This window comes from Rhodobacter calidifons, from assembly GCF_011174775.1.
Lineage (GTDB): Bacteria > Pseudomonadota > Alphaproteobacteria > Rhodobacterales > Rhodobacteraceae > Tabrizicola > Tabrizicola calidifons.
Window position 1 is genome coordinate 212,042 of sequence record NZ_JAANHS010000007.1, and the last position, 26,177, is coordinate 238,218.

A 26,177-nucleotide genomic window follows, 5' to 3' on the forward strand; every position below is an offset into this window, starting at 1 on the left:
CGGAAATCGCCCCGCCATGGCCAATTAACGCTGCGCTCGCAAGGGGTCAGTCCTGAACCCGGGTATAGGTCCCCTGCCCGGCCAGGATTCCCCGGAACCCGCCGGGCTCGTCCAGGCTGAAGACGATGATCGGCAGCGCATTGTCCCGCGCCAGGGCGATGGCGGTCGCGTCCATCACGCCCAGATGCTTCTCCAGCACCTCGTCATAGGTCACATGGTCGTATCGTCTGGCATCGGCATGCTTCTTCGGGTCCTTGTCATAGACCCCATCGACTTTCGTCCCCTTGAAGATCGCCTGACAGGCCATTTCCGACGCCCGCAGGGTCGCCGCCGTGTCGGTGGTGAAATAGGGGTTGCCGGTCCCTGCGGCAAAGATGCAGACCCGCTTCTTCTCCAGATGCCGCACCGCGCGGCGGCGGATGTAGGGCTCGCAGACCTGATCCATCGGGATCGCACTGATGACGCGGGTGAAGACCCCGATTGCCTCCAGCGCCGACTGCATGGCCAGCGCGTTCATCACCGTGGCCAGCATCCCCATGTAATCCGCCGTCGTCCGCTCCATGCCCTGCGCGCTGCCTTGCAGGCCGCGAAAGATGTTGCCGCCGCCGATCACCATGCAGATCTCGACGCCCAGGTCGCGGACCGATTTCACCTCCTCGGCGATGCGGGCCACGGTGGGCGGATGCAGGCCATAGCCCTGGTCCCCCATCAGCGCCTCGCCGCTGATCTTCAGCATCACGCGGCTGTATTTGGTGGCTGTCTCCGTCATGGGACCCCTGCATATCGTTTTCTTGTTTGGACTGGGCCGCAAAATGTCGCAAAAGCGCGGAAGGTTCAACAGCCGATCGGGCGGGGTTTCCAGGTGCAGACCGCCAGCATATCGCGCGAGGCTCCGGTGCTGATCGCCGGTCCCACCGCCAGCGGCAAGTCGGCCCTGGCGCTGGAGCTTGCCACGCGCGACAACCGTCTGATCGTGAACGCCGACGCGCTTCAGGTCTATGCCAACTGGCGCATCCTGACCGCCCGTCCCTCGCCCGCGGACGAGGCCGCGGCGCCCCATGCGCTCTATGGTCACGTGGCACGCGACATAATCTATTCCGTCGGCCACTGGCTGCGCGACGTGGCACCCCTCCTGTCGCAGCCCGTGGTGATCGTCGGCGGCACGGGGCTGAACTTCAACGCCTTGACCAGGGGGCTGGCCGAGGTGCCCGCCATTCCCGCGGTCGTGCGGGCCGAGGCCGACGCCCGCCGTGCCGCCGAAGGTCACGCTGCGCTGCTGTCCGAACTGGACGCGGCAACCGCCGCCCGCATCGACCGGCGGAACCCGGCCCGCATCCAGCGCGCCTGGGAGGTGCTGCGGGCCACCGGCCGCGGGCTGGCCTCCTGGCAGCAGGACACGCCCGCGCCCCTCCTGCCGCTGGATCGGGCCGAGGCGCTGGTCCTGGTTCCCGATGTCGCCTGGCTGAACGACCGCATCGCCCGGCGATTTCACCAGATGTTGCGCGACGGGGCCTTGAATGAGGCCCGTGCCAACCTCGCCGACTGGGACCCGGGCCTGCCCTCCTCCAAGGCCATCGGCGCAGCCGAACTGATTGCGCACCTGCGGGGTGAGCTGACACTCTCCGATGCCGCCGATGCGGCAGTTGTGGCCAGCCGGCAGTATGCCAAACGCCAGCGCACCTGGTTCAGATCGAACATGCGCGCCTGGCGGCAGGTTTCCCTTCCCTGACATGGGCTTGCCCGCGAAAGTTGCAGCGGTTTTCCACTTATCCACAGCCTTTTGCACAGAAAAATGGAACATCCGTGGACAAGTCCGGCCCGGTGACCGGAAAATCGCTTGGGTTGTCGCCCGAGGCCTGCTTAACTGCCACTGTCAGCGGCTCTGCCAAGGGAACTGGACCAATGCCGATCGTCGCTCCGCCCTCGCAACTGCGCCTTGTCGCGATCCCGCGCCTTGCTTCCGGCGGTCGCTGGCGGGTCGAGGCCATGCGTTCGCTGTCCGAACCCTGCCTGTTGTGGTTCACCAAGGGCCAGGGCCGCATCACGATCTCGGGGGTGACGCGCGGCTACACGGCACATAATGCGATCTTCATCCCCGCCGGCGTCATGCACGGTTTCGAGGCCGGCCCGCAGGTCTTTGGCACCGCCGTGTTCTTCGGGCGCGAGCCGAAGGTCGTCCTGCCGAAGACGCCGCAGCATCTGCGCATCCGCGAGGTCCATGCCCAGCAGGAGGTGAACGTCCTGCTTGATTCGATCCTGCGGGAACTGGAAAGCGACACGCCGGCCCATGATCGCGCGACCGAAGCCTATGTCGGCCTTCTCGGCGTCTGGCTGGAGCGTCAGGTGCGCAAGGCCGATCCGCTGGAGGCGCCGCGCCAGGATGCGACCCGCCGCCTGGTGGCGCGCTACACCGCGCTGCTGGAACGCAACTTCCGCACCGGCATGAACGTCGCCGATTTCGCCGCCGCGCTGGGGGTGACGCCCACGCATCTGACCCGCTGCTGCAATGCCGCCTGCGGTCGGCCCGCCTCGGCCCTGTTGCAGGACCGCCGCATCTTCGAGGCGCGCAAGCTGCTGGCGGAAACCCGCATTCCCGTGGGCCGGATCGCCGAACAGCTGGGCTTCAACTCACCGGCCTATTTCACCCGCGCCTTCCAGCACGTCACCGGCAAATCGCCGACCGCCTTCCGTCGCGCCGGTTGAGCGGATTCCGACACGATCTGTCAGAATTCGACCTGCCCATGTCGTGAATGTGCTACGGATTGTCGAAAGCAGTCGTTGACGGATTGGCGAAAAAGATGCGCAATGGCCTGATGGGGGTGTGTGTCGCGCTGTGACGTTCGGGCTGTGCCGACGCGGCCAAAGCAACGCTTGGCGAGACAGATCGCACTGCCGCAACCAAAGAAAAAACTCGCAGGGAGACGAAGATGAAAGACCTGAAGACCGGCGCCAAACTGCATCCCGCGGCGCAGATGTATGCAACCGAACACGCCGATGGCAAGCTCAGCCGCCGCGAATTCCTTACCCGCACGACTGCGCTGGGTGTCTCGGCCGCTGCCGCCTATGGCCTGATCGGCCTGCCCGCCCCCGCCCAGGCGCAGGAGGCCAAGGTCGGCGGCAAGATCCGCGTGGCGATGGAGGTGAAGGGCACCAAGGACCCGCGCCTGGCCGACTGGCCGCAGATCGCCAACATCTATCGCGGTTGGCTGGAATATCTGATCCAGTACAACAACGACGGCAGCTTCGAAGGCCGGCTGCTGGAAAGCTGGGAAGCCAACGAGGACGCCACCCAGTACATCCTCAAGGTGCGCCCCGGCATTACCTGGAACAACGGCGATCCCTTCACGGCCGACGACGTGGTGCGCAATTTCGCCCGCTGGACCGACGGCAATGTCGAGGGCAACGCGATGGCCTCGCGCTTCCCCGGCCTGGTCGATCCCGAAACCAAGACGCTGCGCGACGGCGCGGTGGTCAAGGTCGATGACATGACGGTCCAGCTGAACCTGACCGCCTCGGACATCGCCGTGGTGCCGAACCTGGCCGACTATCCGGCTGCGGTGGTGCATTCCTCGTTCCAGGACGGCCAGGACCCCTCGACCAACCCGATCGGCACCGGGCCTTACGTCCCGCAAGAGGTCTCGGTCGGCCAGCGCGCGATCCTCGTCCGCGCCCCGAACCACACCTGGTGGGGCGGCACCGCGCCGCTGGACGAGATCCACTACATCGACTTCGGCACCGACCCGGCCGCGATGGTCGCGCTGTTCTCCTCGGACGAGGTGGATGCGAACTATGAATCGGTGGGCGAATTCATCGACATCCTCGACGGCATGGGTCTGGTGAAAGAGGAACTCGTCACCGCCTCGACCATCGTGGTGCGGATGAACTCGACTTCGGACCTCTACAAGGACAGGGCCGTGCGCTCGGCGATCCAGCTGGCGGTCGATCCGAAGGTGGTGCTGGAACTGGGTTACAACAACCTCGGCGCCACGGGCGAGAACCACCACATGTTCCCGATCCACCCGGAATATCCGGAGCTTCCGAAGCAGGTGATCAACCCCGCGGGGCTGATGCCGGCCCTGGAAGCCGCAGGACTGAAGGACGTGGAATTCGAAGTGATCTCGCTGGACGACGGCTGGGAGGCGGCGACCACGGCGGCGGTTCAGGCCCAGCTGAAGGATGCGGGCATGAAGATCAAGCACACGGTCATGCCGGGTTCGACCTTCTGGAACGACTGGCAGAAGTATCCCTTCTCGTCCACGACCTGGAACCACCGCCCGCTGGCGGTGCAGAACATGAGCCTGGCCTACACCTCGACCGGCTCGTGGAACGAAACCGGCATGGCCAACCCCGAATTCGATGCGCTGATGGCGCAGGCGCTTGCCATCGCTGATGCCGACAAGCGGCGGGAACTGGCCGCGAAGATGGGCACGATCCTGCAAGAGGAAGGCTACATCATCAACCCGTTCTCGCGGTCGCTGTACAGCCATCACAAGGAAGGTTTCGCGGGGCTCGAGCATCACCCCTCGTTCGAGCATCACCATTACAAGTGGTCGATGGCCTGACCGGCCTGACCGGCTGAATCTTCGGACAGGGGCGCGATCATCGCGCCCCTCCCAAGAAGAATGAACAGAAGGGGACCGGCATGGGACTGTTCGTGCTCCGGCGGCTGGGGGTCATGCTCCTGACCGCCATTGCCCTGACCTTCGTGGTCTTCTACCTCACCAACCTGCCGCCCAACCTGGAAAAGCTGGCCCGCACCGAGGGCTCGGTCCGCATGACCGACGAGGCGGTGCAGGACTGGATCGTGAAGAACGGACATTCCGGCTCGATCTTCCTGCGCTACGGCCAGTGGCTGGGCGTGGTGCCGGGCTGGACCTACACCGACGAGAAGGGCCAGTCGCGCGGACGCTGCTTTCAGATCGGGCAGGACCCGGCGCTCGCACCAAGATACTGCGGACTTCTGCAAGGCAACTGGGGCTATTCGACCTTCTTCAAGGCCCCGGTCGCCGGCTCCCTTGGGGCCAAGCTGGCCGCGACCGGCTGGCTGATGCTGGCGGTGATGCTGGTCATGGTGCCGACCTCGCTGCTGCTTGGGGTGCTGTCGGGGATGCGCGAGGGATCGGTGACCGACCGGACGCTGTCCACCTTCTCGATCGCCACCACCGCGACGCCGGAATATGTCTCGGGCGTGATCCTGGTCGCGCTGTTCGCCACCGCCTCGACCGGGATTTCGCCGCTGCTGGCCAGCTACGGGCTGATCGAGCCGAACAAGACCCTGTTCCTGGCCTCGGCCACCTCGGCGATGGACAAGATCACCTTCTGGAACTTCACCCTGCCGGTGATGACCATCGCGCTTTACGGGATCGGCTACATCGCCCGGATGACCCGCGCCTCGATGACCGAGGTGATGACCCAGCAATACATCCGCACCGCGCGGCTGAAGGGCGTGCCCTTCCGGTCCGTGGTGATGAAGCACGCGCTGAGAAACGCTCTGATCGCCCCCTTCACGGTCATCATGCTGCAGTTCCCCTGGCTTCTGAACGGCGTGGTGATCGTGGAAAGCCTGTTCAACTACAAGGGCTTCGGCTGGACGCTGGTGCAGGCGGCATCCAACAACGACATCCCGCTTCTGCTGGCCTGTTCCGTCGTCGCGGTGATCGTCGTCCTGATGACGCAGCTGATCTCGGACATCGGCTATGTCTTCCTGAACCCCCGCATCCGGCTGGCCTGAGGGAGCGCGCGCATGGATCAGTTGACCTGGACTGGAACCGCCGGAACCGTCCTGCTGCCGCTGTTGCAGGTGGCGCTTCTGGCGCTGGCTCTGGCGCTTGCGGCGCGGCTTGTTTTCGTCCTCGCCGGTCTCGACGCCCCGCGCCTGCCCGGCCCGGACGGCACGGCCGCCGCGGCGCGCTCGCCCGGTGAGCTTGCCAGCCTTGCCGTGCGCTACAGCTTCTTCGCCGCACTGGGCGCGATCATCTGCATGCTGGCGGCGGGCGCCGTGATGCCCTCGCCGGTCGAGGCGGGCATCCTGGGCGCGATGGCCGTCCGCTTCTGGCCGGCCTGGGCCGCGCTGGCGGCGACCTTCGTCCTGTCGATCCGCTATCGCCGCAAGCTGGGGCTCTATGGCAAGCTTTTCGACTCCACGGTGGGGATGATCGGCTTTGCCATCGTGATGTTCTGGGTGTTCACCGCGATCTTTGCCGATGTGATCGCGACCCATGACGCCTTCGCCCAGATGTCCGGCCTGAAGAACAAGCCGCCCGGCAGCGCCGCCCCCGACACCGCCTACGGCTGGTATCTTCTGGGCGGAGACCACCTGGCGCGCGACGTGTTCAGCCGGATGGTCATGGGTGCGCGCGAGGTGCTGAAGATCGCCCCGGCCGCCACGCTGTTCGCCTTCATGGTCGGCATCACGCTGGGCCTGCCGGCGGGCTATTTCGGCGGCAGGCTCGACACGGTGATCTCGTTCCTGGCGAATCTGGTGCTGGCCTTCCCGGTGATCCTGCTGTTCTACCTGCTGGTCACGCCCGAGATCCGCAACACCGGGATCCCGATCGTCCTGGCGGCCTTCCTGTTCATCTTCCCGATCATCTTCCTGATCGTGCTGTTCAACAGCCGCTACCACACCAACCCACCGAAGCGGAATCTCTATGTCGGACTGGTGCTGCTGATCGGCCTCTGGGCCTATTCGGGCCTGGCCTTCAACAGGGATCCGCTGGGCATCTGGTCGATGCAGCCGAACATGCTGAACGTCTTCGTCTCGGTCGTCTTCGTGAACTCGCCCGGCGTGTTCCGCATCGTCCGGGGTCTGGTGATGGACATCAAGGCGCGCGACTATGTGGCGGCCGGCCAGACCCGCGGCGAGGGTCCCTGGTACATCATGCTGTGGGAGATCCTGCCCAACGCCCGCGGGCCGCTGATTGTCGATTTCTGCCTGCGCATCGGCTATACCACGATCCTGCTCGGCACGCTGGGCTTCTTCGGCCTTGGCGTGTCACCCGACAGCCCGGACTGGGGCTCGACCATCGACGACGGTCGCAAGCTTCTGAACCTCTTCCCCCACCCAGCCGTCACCCCGGCCCTTGCCCTGATGAGCCTCGTCCTGGGCCTGAACCTGCTGGCCGACGGGTTGCGCGAAGAAAGCCTGAGGGATTGACGCCATGACCGCTTCCGCAGCCGAAACAGCCTGGGACCCCTCGCAGCCGATCCTGGAGATCGAGCACCTTTCGATCTCCTTCTTCACCCGCCTGCGCGAAATCCCGGCGGTGATGGATTTCTCCTGCACGGTCATGCCGGGCGAAGCGATGGGCCTCGTGGGCGAATCCGGCTGCGGCAAGTCCACCGTCGCGCTGGCCGTGATGCGGGAACTGGGCAAGACCGGGCGCATCGTTTCCGGCTCGATGAAGTTCAAGGGCCGCGACCTGGCGACGATGGACGACGAGGAGCTGCGCCACATCCGGGGCAGCGAGATCGCGATGATCTACCAGGAGCCGATGGCAAGCCTGAACCCCGCGATGAAGATCGGCGCGCAGCTGGCCGAGGTGCCGATGCTGCATTCCGGCATGGCGAAGGACGAGGCCTGGAAACTGGCCCGCCAGATCGTGGCCGACGTGCGCCTGCCCGACCCTGACCGCATCATCAACGCCTATCCGCACCAGCTTTCGGGCGGCCAGCAGCAGCGCATCGTCATCGCCATGGCGCTGATGGCCAAGCCGGCGCTGCTGATCCTGGACGAACCCACCACCGCGCTTGACGTCACGGTCGAGGCCGGGATCGTCGATCTGGTCAAGGAACTGGGCAAGAAATACGGCACCTCGATGCTGTTCATCAGCCACAACCTTGGCCTGGTGATGGATGTCTGCGACCGGATCTGCGTGATGTATTCCGGCGAGGCGGTCGAAACCGGCAATGTCACCGAAGTCTTCGACAGGATGCGCCATCCTTACACCCAGGCGCTGTTCCGGTCGATTCCGCTGCCGGGCGCCGACAAGAACGCCCGGCCCCTGATCAGCATCCCCGGCAACTTCCCCCTGCCCCACGAACGCCCCAAGGGCTGCAACTTCGGCCCGCGCTGCGACTATTTCGAAAAGGGCCGCTGCGATGAGACCGATGTGCCGATGAGCCGCGTCCCCGGCGACGACCGTCACGAAAGCCGCTGCCTGCGCTGGCAGGAGATCGACTGGGACGCGCCCCCCGCCAAGCGCGCGGTGAAGGAGAAGGCCAAGATCGGCGAGGTCGTCCTGAAGATGGAGGACCTGCGCAAGTATTATTCCGTCTCGACCGGGGCTTTCGGTGGCGGGGCCAGGAAGGTGGTGAAGGCGAACGAAACGCTCAGCTTCGAGGCGCGCGAGGGCGAGACCCTGGCCATCGTGGGCGAATCCGGCTGCGGCAAGTCCACCTTCGCCAAGGTGCTGATGGGGCTGGAGACGGCGACCAGCGGCAGCATCATGCTTTTCGACGAAAACGTGCAATCGACGCCCATCCAGAAGCGCAACACCGACACTGTGTCCCAGGTGCAGATGGTGTTTCAGAACCCCTTCGACACGCTGAACCCCTCGATGACCGTAGGCCGCCAGATCATCCGGGCACTGGAGATCTTCAACTACGGCAAGTCCGACGCCGAGCGCCATCAGCGCATGCTGGAACTGCTTGATCTGGTGAAACTGCCCCGCGCCTTCGCCGACCGGATGCCGCGGCAGCTTTCGGGCGGGCAGAAGCAGCGCGTGGGCATCGCGCGCGCCTTTGCCGGGGGCGCGAAGGTGGTCGTGGCCGACGAACCCGTCTCGGCCCTGGATGTCAGCGTTCAGGCCGCTGTCACCGACCTTCTGATGGACATCCAGCGCGAGAACAAGACGACGCTTCTGTTCATCAGCCACGACCTGTCCATCGTGCGCTACCTGTCGGACCGGGTGATGGTGATGTATCTTGGCCATGTGGTCGAAATGGGCACCACCGACCAGGTCTTCGCGCCGCCTTATCACCCCTATACCGAGGCGCTTCTGTCCGCCGTCCCGATCGCCGACACCAAGGTCACCCGCAAGCGCATCGTGCTGGAAGGCGACATCCCCTCGGCGATGAACCCGCCGCCGGGCTGCCCGTTCCAGACCCGCTGCCGCTGGAAATCCCAGGTGACCCCGGCGGGCCTCTGCGACCGCGAGGTGCCCCCGGTTCGGGTGCTGGAGGGTGGACACCATATCAAGTGCCACCTCTCACCTGAGGTGCTGGCGACGATGGAGCCGGTGATCAAGATCGCGGCGGAGTGAAGCAGCCCGCGGGATGGGCAAGGCTGCCCGTCCTACCCCAGGATCGCCTTCACGTAATTCTCTGTCTCGGCGTAGGGCGGGATGCCCTTGTGCTGCTCGACCGCGCCCGGCCCGGCATTGTAGGCCGCCAGAGCCAGTTCCCAGGTGCCGAACCTGTCGAACATCATCCGCAGATAGCGGGCGCCGCCTTCCAGGTTCTGCTCGGCATCATGGATGTCCACGCCCAGGATCTTCGCGGTCTCGGGCATCAGCTGCGCAAGGCCGGTAGCGCCCTTGACCGACACCGCGACCGGGTTCCAGCCACTTTCCTGCTGCACAAGGCGCAGGAACAGGTCCTCTGGCACGCCATGCTTGCGCGCGGCCATCCTGGCAACTTCCAGATAGGCGCCCCTGTAGCTGCCGCGATAGGTCGGGATCCCCCTCGCCTCGGCCACATCCTCGCCCTTCTTGTACTTCGGCGTCAGCTTTACCGACCCGCTATACTGCTTGGAAAGCTTCCGGTCGATCAGGTCGGACTGCGACTTGAAGATCGCGCTGCGCGACTTGGACGAGCCGGTGATGTTCAGACCTTCGGCCAGCACCACACCCGGCGCGCCCAGCGCCAGAACGGCGACCATGATGGTCCGGCCAGCAATCCAAAGTCCGAAATCCACCCTCACCCCGCCCGGAGACCCTGCCAAGACCCGCGTGACTATAACCAAGCCGACGGAATTTTCCAGACGCGAGTTGTCGGGCTTTCCCGACCCCGCCAACCGCGCCCGAGGCCCCGGTTGCAGCCGCCCGGAAGCAAGGTATAGGTTTGTTAACCATCCGCGGCGAAGCTGCCCCGGAGTGAAGCCAAGGGAGATTCGCATGGCGGGGTCGGTCAACAAGGTCATTCTCATCGGCAACCTCGGCCGCGACCCCGAGGTGCGCAGTTTCCAGAACGGCGGCAAGGTGGTGAACCTGCGCATCGCCACATCGGAAACCTGGCGTGACCGCAATACGGGCGAACGCAAGGAACGCACCGAATGGCATTCCGTCGCCATCTTCAACGAGGCGTTGGGCAAGATCGCCGAGCAATATCTGAGGAAGGGCTCGACGGTCTATATCGAGGGTGCGCTGGAAACCCGGAAGTGGCAGGACCAGTCGGGGCAGGACAGATACACCACCGAAATCGTCCTGCGGCCCTATAACGGCAACCTGACGCTGCTGGGCGGCCGTGGCGAAGGCGGCGGCATTGGCGGCGGTTACGACGACCGCGGCGGTTATGACGAGGGCGGCCAGGGTGGCGGCTATGGCGGCGGCGCCTCGGGCGGCGGGCGCGGCGGTTTCGGCGGCGGTGCGCCCTCGGGCGGCGGCGGCCGGTCGGACATGGACGACGAGATCCCGTTCTGAGCGGACCACACATGCCTGCCGGCAGCACTGGACCTTGGCCAGCCCATTCCCTATATAATCGGTCAACATCCCGAACCGCCGAGACAGTGCCATGCAGGACCAGACTGAGGGCCAACCGCTGATCAAGCCCTCGACCACCGACCATCCGCTCTATCCGCAGATCGTCGAGGCCTGCCGTACGGTCTATGACCCGGAGATCCCGGTGAACATCTTCGACCTCGGCCTGGTCTACACGATCGAGATCGGGCAGGAGAACGAGGTGGAGATCACCATGACCCTGACCGCCCCCGGCTGTCCGGTGGCGGGCGAGATGCCGGGCTGGGTCGCCAATGCGGTGGAACCCTTGCCGGGCGTGAAACAGGTCGATGTCACCATGACCTTCGATCCACCCTGGGGCATGGAGATGATGTCCGACGAGGCGCGGCTGGAACTGGGGTTCATGTAGGACATCAAGCTTCCAGACTTGATAATGGGTCTTTAAAGGCGTAGAACCTGACATTGAACAGATCAAGGTTCAGGGCCTTATGCGACAGACACTTGCCGCAGTAATTACCGGCGACCTAGTTGCGTCCAGCAATCGACCGGTCGGCCTGATCGACGCTGCCATGCGGGCCATTCGCGAAGCCGCGATCACGATTGCGGACTGGCACCGCACGCCGACCGATACCCGCTTTACACGCTTTCGGGGCGATGGCTGGCAGATAGTCCTCGCCGAACCTCGCCTTGCCCTGCGCGCCGCCGTCGTCATCCAGGCCCGGCTGATCGCGCTAGGCATGGAAAGCCGAATCTCGATCGGCGTCGGGACCGTCGACAGCCTCGGCACAACCGATCTTTCGGATGCCGCCGGCGAAGCTTTCGCATTGTCCGGACGGGGGTTGGACGGACTGGGCGGCAGCTGGCGCTTTGCCCTCAACAAGACCGAGAGTGCTGAAAGTGACCGGATCATACTTGTCGAGGATCAGCTGATTGCCGATCTGCTTGCCGAGCGGATCAGCAAATGGACCGTGGCTCAGGCAGAGGCGGCTGCGCTGCACCTGTCGTCCCCTGCAAGGGTCAGGACGCTCTTCGAGATTGGACAGGTTCTGAACATCAGTCCTCAGGCGGTGAACGATCGGCTGCGCGGTGCGGGGACTGCGACCATTGCATCGGTCCTGCGGCGTTGGGAAGGACTGAAACAAGGTTCGGCCTGGGACGGGGAACGTGACTGAAACCCTCATCGCGCTGCTCTTCGCCCATACGCTGGCCGATTTCGTGTTCCAGACCAAACGGATGGTCGCGAATAAGCACAATCCCCTGGCGCTGGGCCTGCACGGAGCGGTCGTGCTGGCAACGGCCATCGTCGCGACCGGATCGTTGCACCCGGCGCTGCTGGGTCTGGCCCTGGTGCATGTCGCCATCGACCTGGGCAAGCTTGCGGCAACGCGGCGCCTGCGTCCTGCCGGCGGCCTTGCCCCCTTCCTCATCGACCAGGCCCTGCACCTGGTCAGCCTCATCGCGCTGACCTTCTGGCTGCCCGGGCTCTGGGCGGCCGGGCTCTGGGCACCCGGAGCCATTGTGACGGGCGACGATGGCGGCATCCCGGGCACGGGCCTCTGGTCCGAGGCGGACCCGCTGCCGGTCGGCCATATCCCCGCGCTGATGGTCCTGCTGACCGGCTTCATCCTAGCCACCCGCGCCGGCGGCTTTGCGGTCGGCCTGCTGATGCAGCCCTTTGCAGCCAACCTGCCGGGCGAGACCGCGGCCGAGGGACTGCCGGGTGCCGGGCGGGTGATCGGGCTGCTGGAGCGCGGGCTGATCTTCGTCCTGGTGCTGATCGGCCAGCCGCAGGGCGTGGGCCTTCTGATGGCGGCCAAGTCGATCCTGCGCTATGGCGCGTTGAAGGATGACCGGGCGCTGTCCGAATATGTCATCATCGGCACGTTGGCCTCTTTCGGCTGGGCGCTTGTGGTCGCCTATGCGACCCTGGCCGGGCTTGCCTTGCAACCGCCGCTTGGATTACCGCCCGCGACACCCTAAACTGATTTTGAAGGAGTTTACCGCGATGTTCGGCATACCCGGCAAGGCCGCCGTTACCCTGACCCCCGCCGCCACTGTCCAGATCCGTCGGCTGATGCAGCGCGAGGGCAGTCAGGGCCTGCGCATCGGCGTGAAGAAGGGCGGCTGCGCCGGCATGGAATACACCATGGAATACGCCACCTCGATCAACCCGCTGGACGAGGTGGTGGAACAGGACGGTGCCCGGGTGATGATCGCGCCTATGGCGCAGATGTTCCTCATCGGCACCGAGATCGACTATGAGACCGGGCTGATCGAAAGCGGCTTCAAGTTCCGCAACCCGAATGTGGTCGAATCCTGCGGCTGCGGCGAATCAATCAAGTTCCGCGACACGCCCGGGGCCTGAGCCGACCCGGGACAGCCGGACGCAGCCCACAAACGCTGTGTTGCCGATCTGTGGCCTTTTCCTTTCCGGCGCTCCACGCTAGGCGTGTCCGGACTGCACAAGGAACCGACAGATGAAGAAACTCGCCGCCGGAAACTGGAAGATGAACGGCACCATGGCCGCGCTGGCCGAAGTGTCCGCCCTTCTGGAGGCGCATCCCGATCCGGCCTGCGAGATGCTGCTCTGCCCGCCCGCGACGCTGATCGCCGCCATGGCCGCGCAGGCGCGCGGCACGGCCCTCAAGGTCGGCGCGCAGGATTGCCACCCCAGGCCGAAGGGCGCGCATACCGGTGACATCTCGGTCCCGCTTCTGCGCGATGCCGGGGCGACGCATGTCATCGTCGGCCATTCCGAACGCCGCACCGACCATGGCGAAACCGATGCGCTGGTGCGTGCCAAGGCCGAGGCGGTGGTGGACGGTGGCCTGACTGCCATCGTCTGCATCGGCGAGACCGAGGCCGAGCGGGACTCCGGCAAGACGCTTGCCGTCATCGGCACCCAGCTCGACGGGTCGATCCCGGGGGGGGCAACGGCCACAAACCTCGTCGTGGCCTATGAGCCGGTCTGGGCCATCGGCACCGGCCGGACCCCGATGCCAAGCGAGATCGCCGAGGTGCACGGTTTCCTGCGCGGCCGCCTGCGCGGCCTGATCGGGGGCGAGGCCGAAAAGGTCCGCATCCTGTATGGCGGGTCGGTCAAACCCTCAAATGCCGCCGACATCTTCGCGATCCCGCATGTCGATGGTGCGCTGGTCGGGGGCGCCAGCCTGAAGGCGGCCGATTTCGGCGCCATCGTCGCAGCGCTCTCGGCCGCCTGACGACATGGCCTGTCGCTGATGGATCAGCCCGGGCCGGTGCCGGGACGTAGCGTGCGCCCATGACCGCAATTTCCCCCGATGCGCGCCGGTCACTGCTGGCCGCAAACCTGATCTGCCTTGCCTCGATGGTGGTCTGGGCGGCGGGCCTTCCCGCCGCCGACCTGATCATTCCGCACATGCCGCCCATCGCCCTGACCGCCGCCCGCACCACACTGGCGGCGCTGGTGCTGCTGCCGGTCTGGATCGCGGCCGAAGGGATCGGGACCGTGACACGCGCCAACTGGGTCCGGGGCGCATGGGTGGGCTTTGTCACGCTGGGCCTCGCCTCGTTCTTCGTCATCCTTGCGCTTCAGTTCAACGATCCGGTCACCGTTGCCATCGTCTCGGCCGCGATGCCCCTGGTCGGCATCCTGCTGGAGTGCTTTGCCGACAAGCGCCCCTTTTCCCGTGCGCTGGCGCTTGGCCTGGCGCTGTCGCTGATCGGCGGCCTGATCGCCGTCAGCGGCGCCGAGGGCAAGGTTGATTTCGGTCTGGGCGTCCTTGCCGCGCTTGCCTCGGTGACGCTCTACGCCTGGGGATCGCGCGAAACCGTCAAGGCCCTGCCCGACCTCTCGCCCCTGGGACGGGTCACGATCACGTTGGCCGGCTGCGCGGCGGTGGCGCTGATCGCGGCGCTGGGCGACGGGCTGATCCGCGGCAACTGGCCGGACTGGCCCGCCATCGGCCCCGCCGAATTCGGCGGCCTGGCGGTCTTCGGCATCGGCTCGATGGCGGTCAGCCAGCTGATGTGGATCATCGCGGTCGGCCGCATCGGCATCGGCGCGGCCTCGATGCACATGAATGCGGTGCCCTTTTACGTCATGCTGATGGTGTTCGTCCTGGGCGGGCCCTGGAACTGGGCCCAGACGCTGGGCGCCATCATCGTGGTGACCGGAGCTCTGATCGCCCAGGGCCTCATCGCCCCCGTCCTGTCTGCCAGACCCCGATGATGCAAAGCCTCGCCCAGTCCCCGACCGACCCCGCCTTCGTGCAGAACCCCTACCCGTTCTATGAACGCGCCCGCCGGCTTGGCCCCTTCTTCCGCTGGGAGGACTACGGCCTTGTCTGCACCGGCAACGCCGCCGCCGTGAACGCGATCTTCCGCGACCGCCGCTTCGGGCGCGAGCCGGTGGACCCCCTGCCGGTCCCGCCCCATCTTGCCCCTTTCTACGCGGTCGAGGCCCATTCGATGCTGGAGCTTGAGCCGCCCCGCCACACCCGGCTGCGCAACCTGGTCCTGCGCGCCTTCACCTCGCGCCGGATCGCGGGCCTGGCGCCGGACATCGCGCAGCTTGCCGAAGAGCTGATCCGCGCCTTCCCCGACGGCCCCTTCGACCTGCTGCAAGGCTTCGCCCAGCCCCTGCCCGTCCGCATCATCGCCCGGCTTCTTGGCGTGCCCGAAGAGATGGCTCCCGACCTCCTGCGCTGGTCGAACGCCATGGTCGGCATGTATCAGGCCGGCCGGACCCGGGCGATGGAGGACCGCGCCGTCGCCGCGACCGAGGCTTTCGTGGCCTTCCTGCGCGGCTATATCGACCAGCGTCGCGCACGGCCCGCAGATGACCTCATCACCCAGCTCATCGCCGCCGAGATGGAGGGTGAGCGGCTTTCCACCGACGAGCTCATCTCCACCTGCATCCTGCTCTTGAACGCCGGGCACGAGGCCACCGTCCACACCATCGGCAACGGGGTGAAGACGCTCCTGGAAACCCGGACGCCGCTCTCGGCCCTCGGCCCCGACAGCGTGGAAGCGACCGTCGAGGAAATCCTCCGCTTCGATCCCCCCCTGCACATGTTCACGCGCCATGCCTATGAAGAGGTCGAGGTCATGGGCCACACCTTCCGGCGCGGCGATCAGGTGGGCCTTCTCCTTGCTGCCGCTAACCGCGATCCCGGCCAATGGGACCAGCCCGACCGTTTCATCCCGACCCGTCCCGCAAAGCCGCATGTCAGCTTCGGCGCGGGCCTGCATTTCTGCGTCGGCGCACCGCTGGCCCGGCTGGAGTTGCAGATCGCGCTGCCGATCCTGTTCCGTCGGCATCCGACCCTGAAGCTCGCCGCCAGGCCGGCCTATGCCGACGTCTACCACTTCCACGGCCTAAGCGCGCTGCGCGTCACGACCTGACCGCTGCTTGCCCATGTCCCAAATACTCCGGGGGTCTGGGGGCAGCGCCCCCCTCGCCCGAGGAGGAGGCGCAGGCCGACGACGAGACAAAGGACTTGCGCGTCAGCGCTCCTTCCGACAACCGCCGTCACAGGGGCAGGACGGTGGTGGACTTGATCTCTTCCATGCTCAGTAGCGCGGTCACGTTGTAGATCTTCACCTCGGAAATCAGCGCCTGATAGAAGGTGTCGTAGGCCCGCGCATTCTTCACCCGGACCTTCAGGATATAGTCGATATCGCCGGCCAGCCGGTGCGCCTCCAGCACCTCCGGCCGCTCGCGCAGGGCCTTCAGGAATTTCCGCTGCCACTCGGCCTCATGCTCGCTGGTGCGGATCAGCACGAAAAAGCAGGCCTCCAGCCCCAGCGCCTCGGGGTCGAGGATCGCCGTGGTGCGGGTGATCACCCCCTGCTCTCGCATCCGCCGGATGCGGTTCCACACCGGCGTCTTGGACGAGCCCACCTTGCGGGCGATTTCGTCCAGCGACTGCTCGGCATCCTGTTGCAGTTCGGACAGGATTTTCCGGTCCAGATCGTCCAGCGCGGCGGTCATTCCTGATTTCCCCTCATTCCCGGAACATTGGCTTCCTTTCTGTGCAGTATCGGAACAAGCTTCCTTAATTGCAAGCCTGTCTGGCCCCGGGGTGGGAAAATATTCTATATTCTCGGAAGGATTTCCAGCGCCCGAGGGCATCATGAGCCGCCGCTTCACCCCGAAGATCGTCACCGCCAACCGCCTGCGCGAAGGCGATGTCGTCTATCTGACGGCCGATGACCGCTGGTCGCCCTTCCACCACGAGGCCGAGCTGATCGAGGACGAAGCCCATGCCCAGATGCGGCTTCTGTTCGCCAATGCGCAGAAGCTGACCGTGGTCGGCGCCTATCTGGCCGATGCGCGCCCCGGCCCGAACGGCCCCGAGCCCACCCATTTCCGCGAGGCATTCCGCACCCGCGGGCCTTCCAACTATCCCCACGGCAAGCAGGCCGATCTGGCGAACTGAGGGCGCAATGTATTCCTATTCCGACTTCGACGAAGCCTTCGTCCGCGCCCGTGTCGCGCAGTTCAGCCAGCAGGTCGAACGGCGTCTGGATGGCAGCCTGACCGAGGACGAATTCCGCCCGCTGCGCCTGATGAACGGGCTTTACCTGCAACTGCACGCCTACATGCTGCGCGTGGCGATCCCCTATGGCTCGCTTTCGCCGCGCCAGATGCGGCAACTGGCCCATATCGCCGACACCTGGGACAAGGGCTATGGCCACTTCACCACCCGGCAGAACATCCAGTTCAACTGGCCGAAACTGCCGGACGTGCCCGCGATCCTCTCGGCTCTGGCCGATGTGCAGATGCACGCGATCCAGACCTCCGGCAACTGCGTGCGCAACGTCACCGCCGACCATTTCGCCGGGGCAGCCGCGGATGAGATCGCCGACCCGCGTCCTTACGCCGAGCTTCTGCGCCAATGGTCCACCGACCACCCGGAGTTCCAGTTCCTGCCGCGCAAGTTCAAGATCGCCATCACCGGCTCACCCAACGACCGCGCGGTCACGAAAGCCCACGACATCGGCCTGCGCATGGTCCGCAACGCGGTTGGCGAGCCCGGCTTCGAGGTCATCGTCGGCGGTGGCCTCGGCCGGACCCCGATGATCGGCGTCACCGTCCGCGACTTCCTGCCCGAGGCCGACCTCCTGCCTTACGTCGAGGCAATTCTCAGCGTTTACAACACCTTGGGCCGCCGCGACAACAAGTACAAGGCGCGGATCAAGATCACCGTGCATGAGACCGGGAAGGAAGCGATCACCGAGATGATCGAGGCCCGCTTTGCCGAGCTGCGCCCCCAGTTCGGCGGGGCCGACCAGAAGCTGCTGGCCGAGATCCGCCAGGCCTTCGCCCCCCCCGCCTTCCGCAACGCGCCGACGGATGCCTATGACGCCTTCTACAGGGCCGACCCGGTGTTCCGCGCCTGGGCCGACACCAATCTGACCCGGCATCGCAACGACCAGTATGCCATCGTCACCATCAGCCTGAAGGCGCACGGCAAGACGCCGGGCGATGCGACCTCCGAGCAGATGCGGCTCATCGCCGATCTTGCGGAAAGATATGGCCATTCCGACCTGCGGATCAGCCACGAACAGAACGTGATCCTGCCGCATGTCCACAAGTCGGACCTGCCCGCGCTGCATGCCCAACTGGTCAAGGCGGGGCTGGGCACGGCCAATGTCGGGCTTCTGTCGGACATCATCGCCTGCCCCGGCATGGACTACTGCGCGCTGGCGACCGCCCGCTCGATCCCCGTGGCGCAGGAACTGGCCACCCATTTCGAGGCGCTGAAGCTGGAACACGAGATCGGCCCCTTGAAGATCAAGATTTCCGGCTGCATCAACGCCTGCGGGCATCACCACGTGGGCAATATCGGCATCCTCGGCCTCGACCGCGCAGGGGTGGAGAACTACCAGATCACCCTTGGCGGCGACGGCACCGAAGACGCGGTGATCGGCGAAAAGACCGGGCCGGGCTTTGCCTATGACGAGATCGTGCCTGCCATCGAACGCATCCTGCGCGCCTATCTCGACCTGCGGCTGGAGCCTGCGGAGACCTTCCTTCAGACCTTCCGCCGCGTCGGGATGGAGCCGTTCAAGGCCGCGCTCTACGAGACCGAAAGGACACAGGATGCCGCGTGATGGGCGCCACGAAGGCCCGGTGGCCGAGCGTGTGGCGGCGCTGAACGCGCGCTACAGGCATCATTCGGCGACCGCCGTGCTGGAGCACGCGCTGAAAGACGACGATCTGGGAAAGGTGGCGCTGGTGTCTTCTTTCGGGGCGGAATCGGTCGTGCTTCTGCACCTGGTCAGCGTGATCGCGCCCGAAACGCCCGTCCTCTTCATCGACACCCGGATGCTCTTCCAGGAAACACTGGATTATCAACGGGAACTGGCCGAGAAGCTGAACCTCTGCGACATCCGCACGATCCGCGCCAACCCGGCCCGCGTCAGCTTTGAAGACCCCGACGGCACGCTGCACCAGTTCGACACCGACGCCTGCTGCCATGTCCGCAAGGTCGAACCGCTGGAACGCGCTCTGGCCCCCTTCGACGGCTGGATCACCGGGCGCAAGCGGTTCCAGAACGCCGACCGCGGCACGCTCGACTTCTTCGAGAACGAGGGCGATTTCCGCATCAAGGTCAACCCGCTCGCCCATTGGGGCCGCGAGGACATCGAGGAATACATGGTCGAGAACCGCCTGCCCCGACACCCCCTGGTGGCCAGGGGCTACCCTTCCATCGGCTGCGCGCCCTGCACGAGCCCCGTGAAACCCGGCGAAGACCCCCGTGCAGGCCGCTGGCGCGGGCAGGCCAAGACCGAATGCGGCATCCATTTCATCGACGGCAAGGCCGTGAGAACCTCCAGGGAGAACGCGGCATGAGCGTTGTCGTGACCGATGCGGGCTTTGGCCCGGGAACCGAAGCCGAGGTCGTGCCGCTGGCCCACCTGACCGATCAGACGGCGGTCGATCTGTCGAACACCGACGACCCCGCCGCGCTGGCCGGCCATCTCGACCGGCTCGCCCTGATCCGCGTGGCCTTCCCCGCCTTCAACGACGGCCGCGCCTTCACCATCGCCCGCCGCCTGCGCGAGATGGGCTACAGGGGGAAGCTTCTGGCCCTGGGGCCGGTGATCGCCGACCAGTATGCCATGCTGCGCCGGGTGGGGTTCGACGGGGCCGAGATCCCCGATGACCTCGCGCAGCGCCAGCCCTGGGAGCACTGGCAGTTCCGCGCCGGCTGGCAGGCGCATGATTATCAGGCGCGCCTGCGCGCCTGACTTCCGCTTGACCTCGATCAACGCTAGACACGGAAGGCCGGTCTATGGCCGGGATGACCCTCATGACCGAAGCGATGCTGATGAACGCCCCCGCCAAGCCCCACCTGCCCGATGCCCAGACCGTGACAAGCGTCAAGCACTGGACGGACCGCCTCTTTTCCTTCCGCGTGACCCGGCCACCGTCGCTGCGCTTCCGCTCGGGGGAGTTCGTGATGATCGGGCTGCTGGATGACAGGGGCAAACCGCTGTTGCGCGCCTATTCCATTGCCTCGCCCGCCTGGGACGAGGAGCTGGAGTTCTACTCGATCAAGGTGCCCGACGGTCCGCTGACCAGCCGCCTCCAGCACATCCGGCCCGGCGACGAGATCATCCTGCGGCCCAAGCCCGTGGGCACGCTGGTGCATGACGCGCTTTTGCCCGGCAAGCGGCTGTGGTTTCTGGCCACCGGCACCGGGATCGCGCCCTTCGCCAGCCTGATGCGCGAACCCGAAACCTACGAGAAATACGACCAGGTCATCATGATGCACACCTGCCGCGAGGTGGCCGAGCTGGAATATGGCCGGCAGCTGGTGGAAAGCCTGAAGGACGACCCGCTGATCGGCGAGATGGTCGGCGACAAGCTGATCTATTACCCGACCACCACGCGCGAGCCCTTCCATCACATGGGGCGGGTCACCGACAACCTGTCCTCGGGCAAGGTCTTTGCCGATCTGAATCTGCCGCCGATGAACCCGGCAGAGGACCGGGCCATGGTCTGCGGCAGCCTTGCCTTCAACATCGACGTGAAGGCGATCCTGGAAGGCTTCGGCCTGCGCGAGGGAGCCAATTCCGACCCGAAGGAATTTGTGGTGGAGAAGGCCTTCGTGGGCGACGGCATCTGACGCGCCGCGCGTGGCGCCTTATCGCCTGCCAATGATTTCAATGGGTTGAAAATTCGTGTTCATGCGGCGCTAACCAAGAAAGTACGGGCCGCGGGGTGATCCCTGCGGCCTTTTTCACGGCTTGGCCACCCGCGCCGCGCAAAAGAAAAGGCCGCGAGGTTCACCCTCGCGGCCTTCGAGTGTCGGGTCAGGCCCGACGATTACATGCCAAGCGCGGTCTTGATCTGCGCGATGGTGTCGGCGACCAGCGCCGGATTGGTGCGGGCGGCCTCGACAGCGGTCTTCAGCGTGGTCTTGGTCGCATCGTCCAGCGTCGAGCCGTCGATCAGGGCAACCACGGCATCGGCGTTGAAATTGGCCGGGTCAAGCGCGGCGGCGGCATCGCCTGCCGCCTCGACCGTGGCGGAGGCAGCGGCGGCAGCTTCGTCAGCCGCCTTCTGAGCCGCAGCAGCAGCCTCTTCGGCGGCTTTCGCGGCAGCTTCCTCTGCGGCCTTGGCGGCGGCGGCGGCTTGTTCCTCGGCCATTTTCGCCTGAGCAGCGGCTTCCTGAGCAGGCTTGTAGCTGAACTGGTAGTAGCCGCCAGCGGCAAGAAGGACGACGATGGCGCCGATGATTACGGTTCTGTTCATGTCATATTCTCCTATGACCGGGGGCAATGGCCCGGATTGAGGTCATATGGCAGTTTGGCCCGGGAATGAAAAGACCGACGGGTCCGGGCCTGTCGAAAAAGGCTGAAAGCCGCAGGATTCTTGACGAAACGCAGGTTGTCCGGGTTGCAGACCGGCCCGCGCTCGCCTAGATTGCGGCCGCAAAATCAACCATCAAAGGACAACAGCCATAGCCCGCAGACCCCACAATGCCCCGCCGCAACGCGAAACCGGTCCCCGCATCAATGACCGCATCCGCGCTCCGGAAATCCGCCTGATCGGTGCGGATGGCGAGAATGTCGGGGTCGTCACCCCGGCCCGGGCGTTGCAGATGGCCGAGGAAGCCGGGTTGGACCTGGTGGAAATCTCGCCCACCGCCGTGCCGCCGGTCTGCAAGATCATGGACTTCGGCAAGTTCAAGTACGAGACGCAGAAGCGCGAGGCCGAGGCCCGCAAGAAGCAGAAGATCATCGAGATCAAGGAAATCAAGTTCCGCCCGGGCACAGACACGCATGATTATGATGTGAAGATGCGCTCGGTGCTGAAGTTCCTTGCCGAAGGCGACAAGGTGAAGGTCACGCTGCGCTTCCGCGGCCGCGAGATGGCTCACCAGGAGCTGGGGCTGGAATTGTTGAACCGCGTCGCCGCCGATGTGGGCGAGGCGGGCAAGATCGAGTCCATGCCCCGGCTGGAAGGCCGCCAGATGGTGATGATGGTCGCACCGAAGTAGCGCTGCGTGGCACCGTTCGTCGTCTACTGCGTCGCTCCTCGCTGGCGGGGTCCCCGACGAGAAGACGAAGTCGCACGAGGAGGGGCGACGCGGACCACTGTGCGGGGGCAGGCTGCCCCCCTCTTCATTTCGCCTCGCGCAGCCGGCCCCGCTGGGGGATCTCCTTCAACAGTCCCCCGACCCCCATCGCGGCGATATCGGCGCTGGTGACGGGCACGCCACAGATCACCCGCTCCATCACCCAGTCCGCGCCGTTCAGCGCCGGGCTGCGGGCGCAGCCGGGCAGGCCGATCACCGGGATGCCGTTCAGTCGGCCAAGGAACAGCAGGTTACCGGGATCGACCGGCATGCCGAACCGCTCGACGCTGCCTCCCGCACGCCTGACCGCCTGTGGCGCCACGTCCTGCGGGTCCGAGGTGGCCGAGGCCGTCAGGATCAGGATGAGGTCCGCCCCCGAGACCGCCGTCAAGGCGGCGGCCAGATCGGCCTCCCGGTGCGGGACCACGCATTTCGGCAGCATCGCCATGTTCAGCGCCTCGAGCCGTCCCTGGATGGCGCGGTGACCCTTCTCGCCATCGTCACGGTCGGTCACGGTCTGGATCAGCGCGGCACGGGACAGCGCAACGGGCTGCATCCGCAACGCCCGATGACCTGCGGCGCAGGCGGCCTCGACGGTGGCGCGCGGGACGCCGTAGGCGATGATCTTCACCGTCGCCACCATCTCGCGCGCAGCCATGCGCTGCCAGGGCGGCACCGTCGCCAGCGTGATCATCGGATCCACCGCGTTCAGGGCAATCACCCGGTCGGCCAGCACCTCGGCAAGCCCGGTGACAGCGCTGTGGACATTCACCCGGCCCGTGCCGACCGGAGACAGGGTCAGGCCCGCGCGGGAGGGCTCGGGCACCAGGGACTGCGCGATGGCCAGGGCGGCGGCGTCCTCGTGCAGATCATCCGGGTCAAGGCGCGCGGCGATGACCTCCGCCCGGCCAAGGGAACGAAGCTGCGCGACCTCCTCGGGACCAAGGATGCAGCCCTTGCGCAGGCGGCCTTCGGGCAGAGCGACCGAATGGGCAAGGATCGCGCCCTCGGCTTCTGACAGGGGAACCGGGCCGAAGCGCATTACTTTCGCAGGGTTTCGGTGATCTCGGCCAGGATCGCCACGGCGATCTCGGCCGGGGTCCGGGCACCGATGTCCAGGCCGACCGGGGCATGGATGCGGGACAGCTGGTCGGGGGTGAAACCGGCATCGGCCAGCCGCTCCAGCCGCCTGGCATGGGTCCGGGTCGAGCCGAGGCACCCCAGGTAGAAGGCTGGAGAGGACAGCGCCTGGCGGATGGCCGGGTCGTCCAGTTTCGGGTCATGGGTCAGGGTCACGATCGCGGTGCGGGCGTCGGGTTGCAGGCGGGCCAGCGCCGCGTCGGGCCAGTCGTCCAGGATGGTTTCGCCCGGGAATCGGGCGGCCGAGCCGAAGGCGGCGCGCGGATCGATCAGGCTGGGCGCATAGCCGCAGAGCCGGGCCATGGCCAGAAGCGGCTGGGCGATGTGCACCGCGCCGACGACGATCAACCGCAGGGGCGGGTTGTGAATGGCGATGAAGCGGCCGTCCTCCTCCATCCCCGAACGGTCGGACTTGAAACGGGCGTCGACGGCGGGATCCTCGCCAGGCGCGACGAGGCGGCGCGTCCAGGTGGCGGGGCTGGTGACGACGGCCAGCGCGCGGGGCGCGGCGCGGGCGGCAACCAGATCTGCCAGCATGGCCTCGGGCAGGGCCTCGGCTCCCTCGCCCACGGGTTCGACCAGGACGCGGATCGTGCCGCCACAGGCCAGGCCCGCGGCAAAGGCGGTTTCGTCCGAGACGCCGAAGGTCAGGACGCGGGACCTGCGGTCGGCCAGGGAATCCAGCGCCTCGGTGATGACCGCGCCCTCGACGCAGCCGCCCGAGACGGAGCCGACCATCTCGCCCGTGCCCGAGATCGCCAGCTGGCTGCCGGCCTGGCGCGGGGCCGAACCCCAGGTCTCGATCACCGTGGCAAGGGCGGCACCTGTGCCGCTCTGGTGCCAGGCAAGGGCGGCTTCGGGGATCTGGTCGTGGCTGGCGCGGGTCATGGCGGGATTATGCGGCTGCGACCGGAGCTTTGCCACAGAAATGAATGCGCCGCAGCGGCAGCTGCGGCGCGACTTTGGTAGGGGGAACGCTCAGCGGATCGTGGCGGTCCGCAGAAGCGGCGTGATGACCCGGACCTCGACCCGGCGGTTCCGCGGCTCGCTGGCCTGGGTGTCGATCAGCAGCTCGGTCTCGCCATAGCCCTGCACCACCATGTTCTCGGGCGGGATGTCGAAATATTCGGTCAGCGCCAGCGCCACCGATTCCGCGCGACGGTCGGACAGCACAAGGTTCATCGCCGCCTTGCCGGTCGCGTCGGTGTGACCTTCGATCAGGAAGATCTCGCGCGGGTTGTCGGCAAGCAGGTCCTGCATCAGCCGGCCCAGATCGGCGAGATTGCGCGCCTGCTGCGGGGCAACCGCGGCCGAGCCGCTGGCGAAGGTGATCGGCGTGACGTCCAGCTTGGCGGCCAGCGCCCGGACCGCCGGGATCTCGCGGATCTGGCGCAGCGAGAACTTGCGGCCGACCCGTTCCGCCTCGACCCGCGCCAGTTCGCGCTTCAGCGCGTAGTCCTGGTCCTTCGACGAGATCACGATCGGGCGCCGGGGCTTCGGCAGATCGCGCACGATGACCGGACGCTCCACTTCCAGATCGTCGATCAGCACGATCTCGCGGCCCAGGCTGTCGTAGGTCGCGCGCCGCAGCACGCGCCCAGTGGCGTCGCGGATCGTCACCACCTGCGTCCCGTCGGCCCGTTCCACGATGGTGCGGGTCGAGCCGTCCTTGAAGGTCTCGGTCCGCACGGTCGAGCCGGGGCGCCGGATAACGGCATCGTCGTCTTTCAGCACCCGGTAGGTGCCGTCCGGTTGCAGCACGATCACCCGGTCCCCGGTGTTCGACACCACGCGGGCCTCCTGCGGCCCCATGGTCGAGACCGTGGGCGTCGCCGCGGCGGCCTGGTTGTTCTTGATGATCGCACCGACAGCCAGCGCGCCCAGGACCAGAAGCCCGGCCTTTTCCAGATCGGACAGGCCGCTTTTCTTGCCCCCGGCCAACGCCACGGGTGCCGCGGCGAATTCCTGCGACGAAGAGCGGGCGTCGGCGTCGGTGATCGTCTGGGTCACGGTTGCCACCAGGCTGGCCGGATCCGCCTCGAGGATCGGGGCGGCATTCCCGCTGGCCGCTCCGGCATCGGGCGCTGCGGTGACCAGGGTCGCGGCCGCAAGCGCAGCCGGATCGATCGCCGTGGGGTCGGAGGTGAGAAGCTGCGTCAGGCCCTCGACTTCGCTTTCGCTGACGACCGGTGCGTCGATCGGATCGACTGCGACTGCGGGATCGGGTTCGGCCACCTTCAGACCGGCGGCCGGATCGACGATTTCGCCCGAAGGCGCGACCAGTTCGGCTTCGGCGGCCGCCACCGCGGCGGCGGCGGCCTCGGGATCGACCACCTCGCCGGTGGCCTGGTCGATGATCGCCCCTTCGGCTGCAACCTCGGCGGCGGGGGCCTCGACGACGGTCGCATCTTCGGTCGCCTCTTCGGGCACCGCCTCGGCCGGGGCTTCGACCACCGGCTCTTCGACCACCGGGGTTTCGGCAGTGGCCGCGGCCTCGGCTTCGGCCTGGGCAGCAGCCTCGGCGGCAGCGGCCTCGGCGGCAGCGGCTTGAGCGGCTTCGGCCTCGGCCTGCACGGCAGCGGCTTCGGCCTGCGCGGCAGCTTCTGCGGCGGCGGCATCAGCCTCGGCCTGGGCGGCAGCGGCGGCGGCCTGTGCCTCGGCTTCCGCCCGGGCAGCGGCTTCGGCCGCGGCAGCCTGTGCCGCAGCCTCGGCGGCGGCAGCTTCTGCGGCAGCTTGTGCAGCGGCAGCTTCGGCGGCGGCCTGTGCCTCGGCTTCGGCCTGGGCC

At 66.5% G+C, this 26,177-nt stretch carries 27 protein-coding genes; 20 read left to right on the top strand and 7 right to left on the bottom strand.

The features are described 5' to 3' along the window. Nucleotides 1-46 precede the first annotated feature (46 nt). Entirely contained in the window at nucleotides 47-769 is a 723-nt protein-coding gene (pyrH, locus tag G8O29_RS11510; protein WP_166403378.1) for a UMP kinase, read from the bottom strand. A gap of 93 nt (nucleotides 770-862) precedes the next feature. Here pyrH and miaA point away from each other — a divergent pair, with 93 nt between their 5' ends. From miaA to G8O29_RS11540, 6 genes are all read left to right on the top strand, one after another. Continuing rightward, a complete protein-coding gene (gene miaA / locus G8O29_RS11515) occupies nucleotides 863-1,729 on the top strand; it encodes a tRNA (adenosine(37)-N6)-dimethylallyltransferase MiaA (RefSeq protein WP_367890166.1) in 867 nt (288 codons plus the stop codon). 173 nt (nucleotides 1,730-1,902) lie between these two features. Further along, complete coding sequence (locus tag G8O29_RS11520) at nucleotides 1,903-2,703, top strand: AraC family transcriptional regulator (RefSeq protein WP_166403380.1); 801 nt, start codon at nucleotides 1,903-1,905, stop codon at nucleotides 2,701-2,703. A gap of 224 nt (nucleotides 2,704-2,927) precedes the next feature. Then, nucleotides 2,928-4,562 (top strand): ABC transporter substrate-binding protein, encoded by a 1,635-nt coding sequence (locus tag G8O29_RS11525; protein WP_242679064.1) that lies wholly within the window; start codon nucleotides 2,928-2,930, stop codon nucleotides 4,560-4,562. A gap of 80 nt (nucleotides 4,563-4,642) precedes the next feature. Next, nucleotides 4,643-5,731: an ABC transporter permease gene (locus G8O29_RS11530; protein ID WP_166403381.1), complete on the top strand. Its 1,089-nt coding sequence runs from the start codon at nucleotides 4,643-4,645 to the stop codon at nucleotides 5,729-5,731. A gap of 12 nt (nucleotides 5,732-5,743) precedes the next feature. Next, nucleotides 5,744-7,156 carry an ABC transporter permease gene (locus G8O29_RS11535; RefSeq protein WP_166403382.1) on the top strand — a complete coding sequence of 471 codons (1,413 nt, stop codon included), beginning with the start codon at nucleotides 5,744-5,746 and terminating at the stop codon, nucleotides 7,154-7,156. A gap of 4 nt (nucleotides 7,157-7,160) precedes the next feature. Continuing rightward, the gene (locus G8O29_RS11540; protein ID WP_166403383.1) at nucleotides 7,161-9,263 is read left to right on the top strand and encodes a dipeptide ABC transporter ATP-binding protein; all 2,103 of its coding nucleotides are present in this window, start codon (nucleotides 7,161-7,163) and stop codon (nucleotides 9,261-9,263) included. Between the two features lie 32 nt (nucleotides 9,264-9,295). On the opposite strand, the gene G8O29_RS11545 is transcribed toward G8O29_RS11540, so the two are convergent. Continuing rightward, nucleotides 9,296-9,880, bottom strand: coding sequence for a lytic transglycosylase domain-containing protein (locus tag G8O29_RS11545; RefSeq protein WP_166403384.1), 585 nt, complete (start codon nucleotides 9,878-9,880; stop codon nucleotides 9,296-9,298). Nucleotides 9,881-10,115: 235 nt separating this feature from the next. Between G8O29_RS11545 and ssb the strand changes: the two genes are divergently transcribed. From ssb to G8O29_RS11585, 8 genes are all read left to right on the top strand, one after another. After that, complete coding sequence (ssb, locus tag G8O29_RS11550; RefSeq protein ID WP_166403385.1) at nucleotides 10,116-10,640, top strand: single-stranded DNA-binding protein; 525 nt, start codon at nucleotides 10,116-10,118, stop codon at nucleotides 10,638-10,640. Nucleotides 10,641-10,731: 91 nt separating this feature from the next. After that, nucleotides 10,732-11,085, top strand: coding sequence for an SUF system Fe-S cluster assembly protein (locus tag G8O29_RS11555; RefSeq protein WP_166403386.1), 354 nt, complete (start codon nucleotides 10,732-10,734; stop codon nucleotides 11,083-11,085). 79 nt (nucleotides 11,086-11,164) lie between these two features. Next, a complete protein-coding gene (locus G8O29_RS11560) occupies nucleotides 11,165-11,848 on the top strand; it encodes a hypothetical protein (protein ID WP_166403387.1) in 684 nt (227 codons plus the stop codon). Continuing rightward, nucleotides 11,841-12,656, top strand: a complete 816-nt coding sequence (locus tag G8O29_RS11565) for a DUF3307 domain-containing protein (protein WP_166403388.1) — start codon at nucleotides 11,841-11,843, stop codon at nucleotides 12,654-12,656. The genes G8O29_RS11560 and G8O29_RS11565 overlap by 8 nt, the downstream gene beginning before the upstream one ends. A gap of 25 nt (nucleotides 12,657-12,681) precedes the next feature. Beyond that, nucleotides 12,682-13,041, top strand: coding sequence for a HesB/IscA family protein (locus G8O29_RS11570; protein ID WP_166403389.1), 360 nt, complete (start codon nucleotides 12,682-12,684; stop codon nucleotides 13,039-13,041). A gap of 112 nt (nucleotides 13,042-13,153) precedes the next feature. Beyond that, nucleotides 13,154-13,897, top strand: a complete 744-nt coding sequence (tpiA, locus tag G8O29_RS11575) for a triose-phosphate isomerase (protein ID WP_166403390.1) — start codon at nucleotides 13,154-13,156, stop codon at nucleotides 13,895-13,897. A 59-nt stretch (nucleotides 13,898-13,956) separates the two neighbouring features. Then, a complete protein-coding gene (locus G8O29_RS11580) occupies nucleotides 13,957-14,886 on the top strand; it encodes a DMT family transporter (RefSeq protein ID WP_166403391.1) in 930 nt (309 codons plus the stop codon). Continuing rightward, nucleotides 14,886-16,061 carry a cytochrome P450 gene (locus tag G8O29_RS11585; RefSeq protein ID WP_166403392.1) on the top strand — a complete coding sequence of 392 codons (1,176 nt, stop codon included), beginning with the start codon at nucleotides 14,886-14,888 and terminating at the stop codon, nucleotides 16,059-16,061. The genes G8O29_RS11580 and G8O29_RS11585 overlap by 1 nt, the downstream gene beginning before the upstream one ends. 127 nt (nucleotides 16,062-16,188) lie before the next feature. Here G8O29_RS11585 and G8O29_RS11590 read toward each other — a convergent pair whose 3' ends face one another. Next, complete coding sequence (locus G8O29_RS11590; RefSeq protein ID WP_166403393.1) at nucleotides 16,189-16,650, bottom strand: Lrp/AsnC family transcriptional regulator; 462 nt, start codon at nucleotides 16,648-16,650, stop codon at nucleotides 16,189-16,191. Nucleotides 16,651-16,792: 142 nt separating this feature from the next. On the opposite strand from G8O29_RS11590, the gene G8O29_RS11595 reads away from it, so the two are divergent. The 5 genes from G8O29_RS11595 (at nucleotide 16,793) to G8O29_RS11615 (ending at nucleotide 20,797) form a co-directional block, all read left to right on the top strand. Next, complete coding sequence (locus G8O29_RS11595) at nucleotides 16,793-17,098, top strand: DUF2849 domain-containing protein (RefSeq protein WP_166403394.1); 306 nt, start codon at nucleotides 16,793-16,795, stop codon at nucleotides 17,096-17,098. A gap of 7 nt (nucleotides 17,099-17,105) precedes the next feature. Next, nucleotides 17,106-18,776, top strand: coding sequence for a nitrite/sulfite reductase (locus G8O29_RS11600; protein WP_166403395.1), 1,671 nt, complete (start codon nucleotides 17,106-17,108; stop codon nucleotides 18,774-18,776). Then, complete coding sequence (locus G8O29_RS11605; protein WP_166403396.1) at nucleotides 18,766-19,518, top strand: phosphoadenylyl-sulfate reductase; 753 nt, start codon at nucleotides 18,766-18,768, stop codon at nucleotides 19,516-19,518. Before G8O29_RS11600 ends, G8O29_RS11605 begins: the two co-directional genes overlap by 11 nt. Continuing rightward, the gene (locus G8O29_RS11610; RefSeq protein WP_166403397.1) at nucleotides 19,515-19,916 is read left to right on the top strand and encodes a DUF934 domain-containing protein; all 402 of its coding nucleotides are present in this window, start codon (nucleotides 19,515-19,517) and stop codon (nucleotides 19,914-19,916) included. The genes G8O29_RS11605 and G8O29_RS11610 overlap by 4 nt, the downstream gene beginning before the upstream one ends. A 62-nt stretch (nucleotides 19,917-19,978) precedes the next feature. Further along, nucleotides 19,979-20,797 carry a ferredoxin--NADP reductase gene (locus G8O29_RS11615; RefSeq protein ID WP_242679076.1) on the top strand — a complete coding sequence of 273 codons (819 nt, stop codon included), beginning with the start codon at nucleotides 19,979-19,981 and terminating at the stop codon, nucleotides 20,795-20,797. Between the two features lie 200 nt (nucleotides 20,798-20,997). Here the strand turns inward: G8O29_RS11615 and G8O29_RS11620 are convergent, their stop codons facing one another. Next, nucleotides 20,998-21,426 (bottom strand): hypothetical protein, encoded by a 429-nt coding sequence (locus tag G8O29_RS11620; protein ID WP_128516804.1) that lies wholly within the window; start codon nucleotides 21,424-21,426, stop codon nucleotides 20,998-21,000. 259 nt (nucleotides 21,427-21,685) lie between these two features. Here G8O29_RS11620 and infC point away from each other — a divergent pair, with 259 nt between their 5' ends. Continuing rightward, entirely contained in the window at nucleotides 21,686-22,174 is a 489-nt protein-coding gene (infC, locus tag G8O29_RS11625) for a translation initiation factor IF-3 (RefSeq protein WP_437440805.1), read from the top strand. A 124-nt stretch (nucleotides 22,175-22,298) separates the two neighbouring features. Here the strand turns inward: infC and G8O29_RS11630 are convergent, their stop codons facing one another. The 3 genes from G8O29_RS11630 to G8O29_RS11640 form a co-directional block, all read right to left on the bottom strand. Continuing rightward, entirely contained in the window at nucleotides 22,299-23,294 is a 996-nt protein-coding gene (locus tag G8O29_RS11630) for a molybdopterin-binding protein (RefSeq protein WP_166403399.1), read from the bottom strand. Then, complete coding sequence (locus G8O29_RS11635; protein WP_166403400.1) at nucleotides 23,294-24,280, bottom strand: XdhC family protein; 987 nt, start codon at nucleotides 24,278-24,280, stop codon at nucleotides 23,294-23,296. The genes G8O29_RS11630 and G8O29_RS11635 overlap by 1 nt, the downstream gene beginning before the upstream one ends. A gap of 90 nt (nucleotides 24,281-24,370) precedes the next feature. After that, nucleotides 24,371-26,177: OmpA family protein (locus G8O29_RS11640; protein ID WP_166403401.1), on the bottom strand; the 1,807-nt coding region annotated here is incomplete at its 5' end.

Bases quoted from the DNA above. Each gene is read 5' to 3' on its own strand.
- G8O29_RS11540 (WP_166403383.1), top strand. From the start codon at position 7,161: ATGACCGCTTCCGCAGCCGAAACAGCCTGGGACCCCTCGCAGCCGATC.
- tpiA (WP_166403390.1), top strand. From the start codon at position 13,154: ATGAAGAAACTCGCCGCCGGAAACTGGAAGATGAACGGCACCATGGCC.
- G8O29_RS11630 (WP_166403399.1), bottom strand. From the start codon at position 23,294: ATGCGCTTCGGCCCGGTTCCCCTGTCAGAAGCCGAGGGCGCGATCCTT.
- G8O29_RS11610 (WP_166403397.1), top strand. From the start codon at position 19,515: ATGAGCGTTGTCGTGACCGATGCGGGCTTTGGCCCGGGAACCGAAGCC.
- G8O29_RS11530 (WP_166403381.1), top strand. From the start codon at position 4,643: ATGGGACTGTTCGTGCTCCGGCGGCTGGGGGTCATGCTCCTGACCGCC.
- G8O29_RS11620 (WP_128516804.1), bottom strand. From the start codon at position 21,426: ATGAACAGAACCGTAATCATCGGCGCCATCGTCGTCCTTCTTGCCGCT.
- G8O29_RS11585 (WP_166403392.1), top strand. From the start codon at position 14,886: ATGCAAAGCCTCGCCCAGTCCCCGACCGACCCCGCCTTCGTGCAGAAC.
- ssb (WP_166403385.1), top strand. From the start codon at position 10,116: ATGGCGGGGTCGGTCAACAAGGTCATTCTCATCGGCAACCTCGGCCGC.
- G8O29_RS11580 (WP_166403391.1), top strand. From the start codon at position 13,957: ATGACCGCAATTTCCCCCGATGCGCGCCGGTCACTGCTGGCCGCAAAC.
- G8O29_RS11615 (WP_242679076.1), top strand. From the start codon at position 19,979: ATGACCGAAGCGATGCTGATGAACGCCCCCGCCAAGCCCCACCTGCCC.
- G8O29_RS11635 (WP_166403400.1), bottom strand. From the start codon at position 24,280: ATGACCCGCGCCAGCCACGACCAGATCCCCGAAGCCGCCCTTGCCTGG.
- G8O29_RS11535 (WP_166403382.1), top strand. From the start codon at position 5,744: ATGGATCAGTTGACCTGGACTGGAACCGCCGGAACCGTCCTGCTGCCG.
- G8O29_RS11555 (WP_166403386.1), top strand. From the start codon at position 10,732: ATGCAGGACCAGACTGAGGGCCAACCGCTGATCAAGCCCTCGACCACC.
- G8O29_RS11545 (WP_166403384.1), bottom strand. From the start codon at position 9,880: ATGGTCGCCGTTCTGGCGCTGGGCGCGCCGGGTGTGGTGCTGGCCGAA.
- G8O29_RS11520 (WP_166403380.1), top strand. From the start codon at position 1,903: ATGCCGATCGTCGCTCCGCCCTCGCAACTGCGCCTTGTCGCGATCCCG.
- G8O29_RS11525 (WP_242679064.1), top strand. From the start codon at position 2,928: ATGAAAGACCTGAAGACCGGCGCCAAACTGCATCCCGCGGCGCAGATG.
- G8O29_RS11605 (WP_166403396.1), top strand. From the start codon at position 18,766: ATGCCGCGTGATGGGCGCCACGAAGGCCCGGTGGCCGAGCGTGTGGCG.
- G8O29_RS11590 (WP_166403393.1), bottom strand. From the start codon at position 16,650: ATGACCGCCGCGCTGGACGATCTGGACCGGAAAATCCTGTCCGAACTG.
- G8O29_RS11560 (WP_166403387.1), top strand. From the start codon at position 11,165: ATGCGACAGACACTTGCCGCAGTAATTACCGGCGACCTAGTTGCGTCC.
- pyrH (WP_166403378.1), bottom strand. From the start codon at position 769: ATGACGGAGACAGCCACCAAATACAGCCGCGTGATGCTGAAGATCAGC.
- G8O29_RS11570 (WP_166403389.1), top strand. From the start codon at position 12,682: ATGTTCGGCATACCCGGCAAGGCCGCCGTTACCCTGACCCCCGCCGCC.
- G8O29_RS11595 (WP_166403394.1), top strand. From the start codon at position 16,793: ATGAGCCGCCGCTTCACCCCGAAGATCGTCACCGCCAACCGCCTGCGC.
- G8O29_RS11600 (WP_166403395.1), top strand. From the start codon at position 17,106: ATGTATTCCTATTCCGACTTCGACGAAGCCTTCGTCCGCGCCCGTGTC.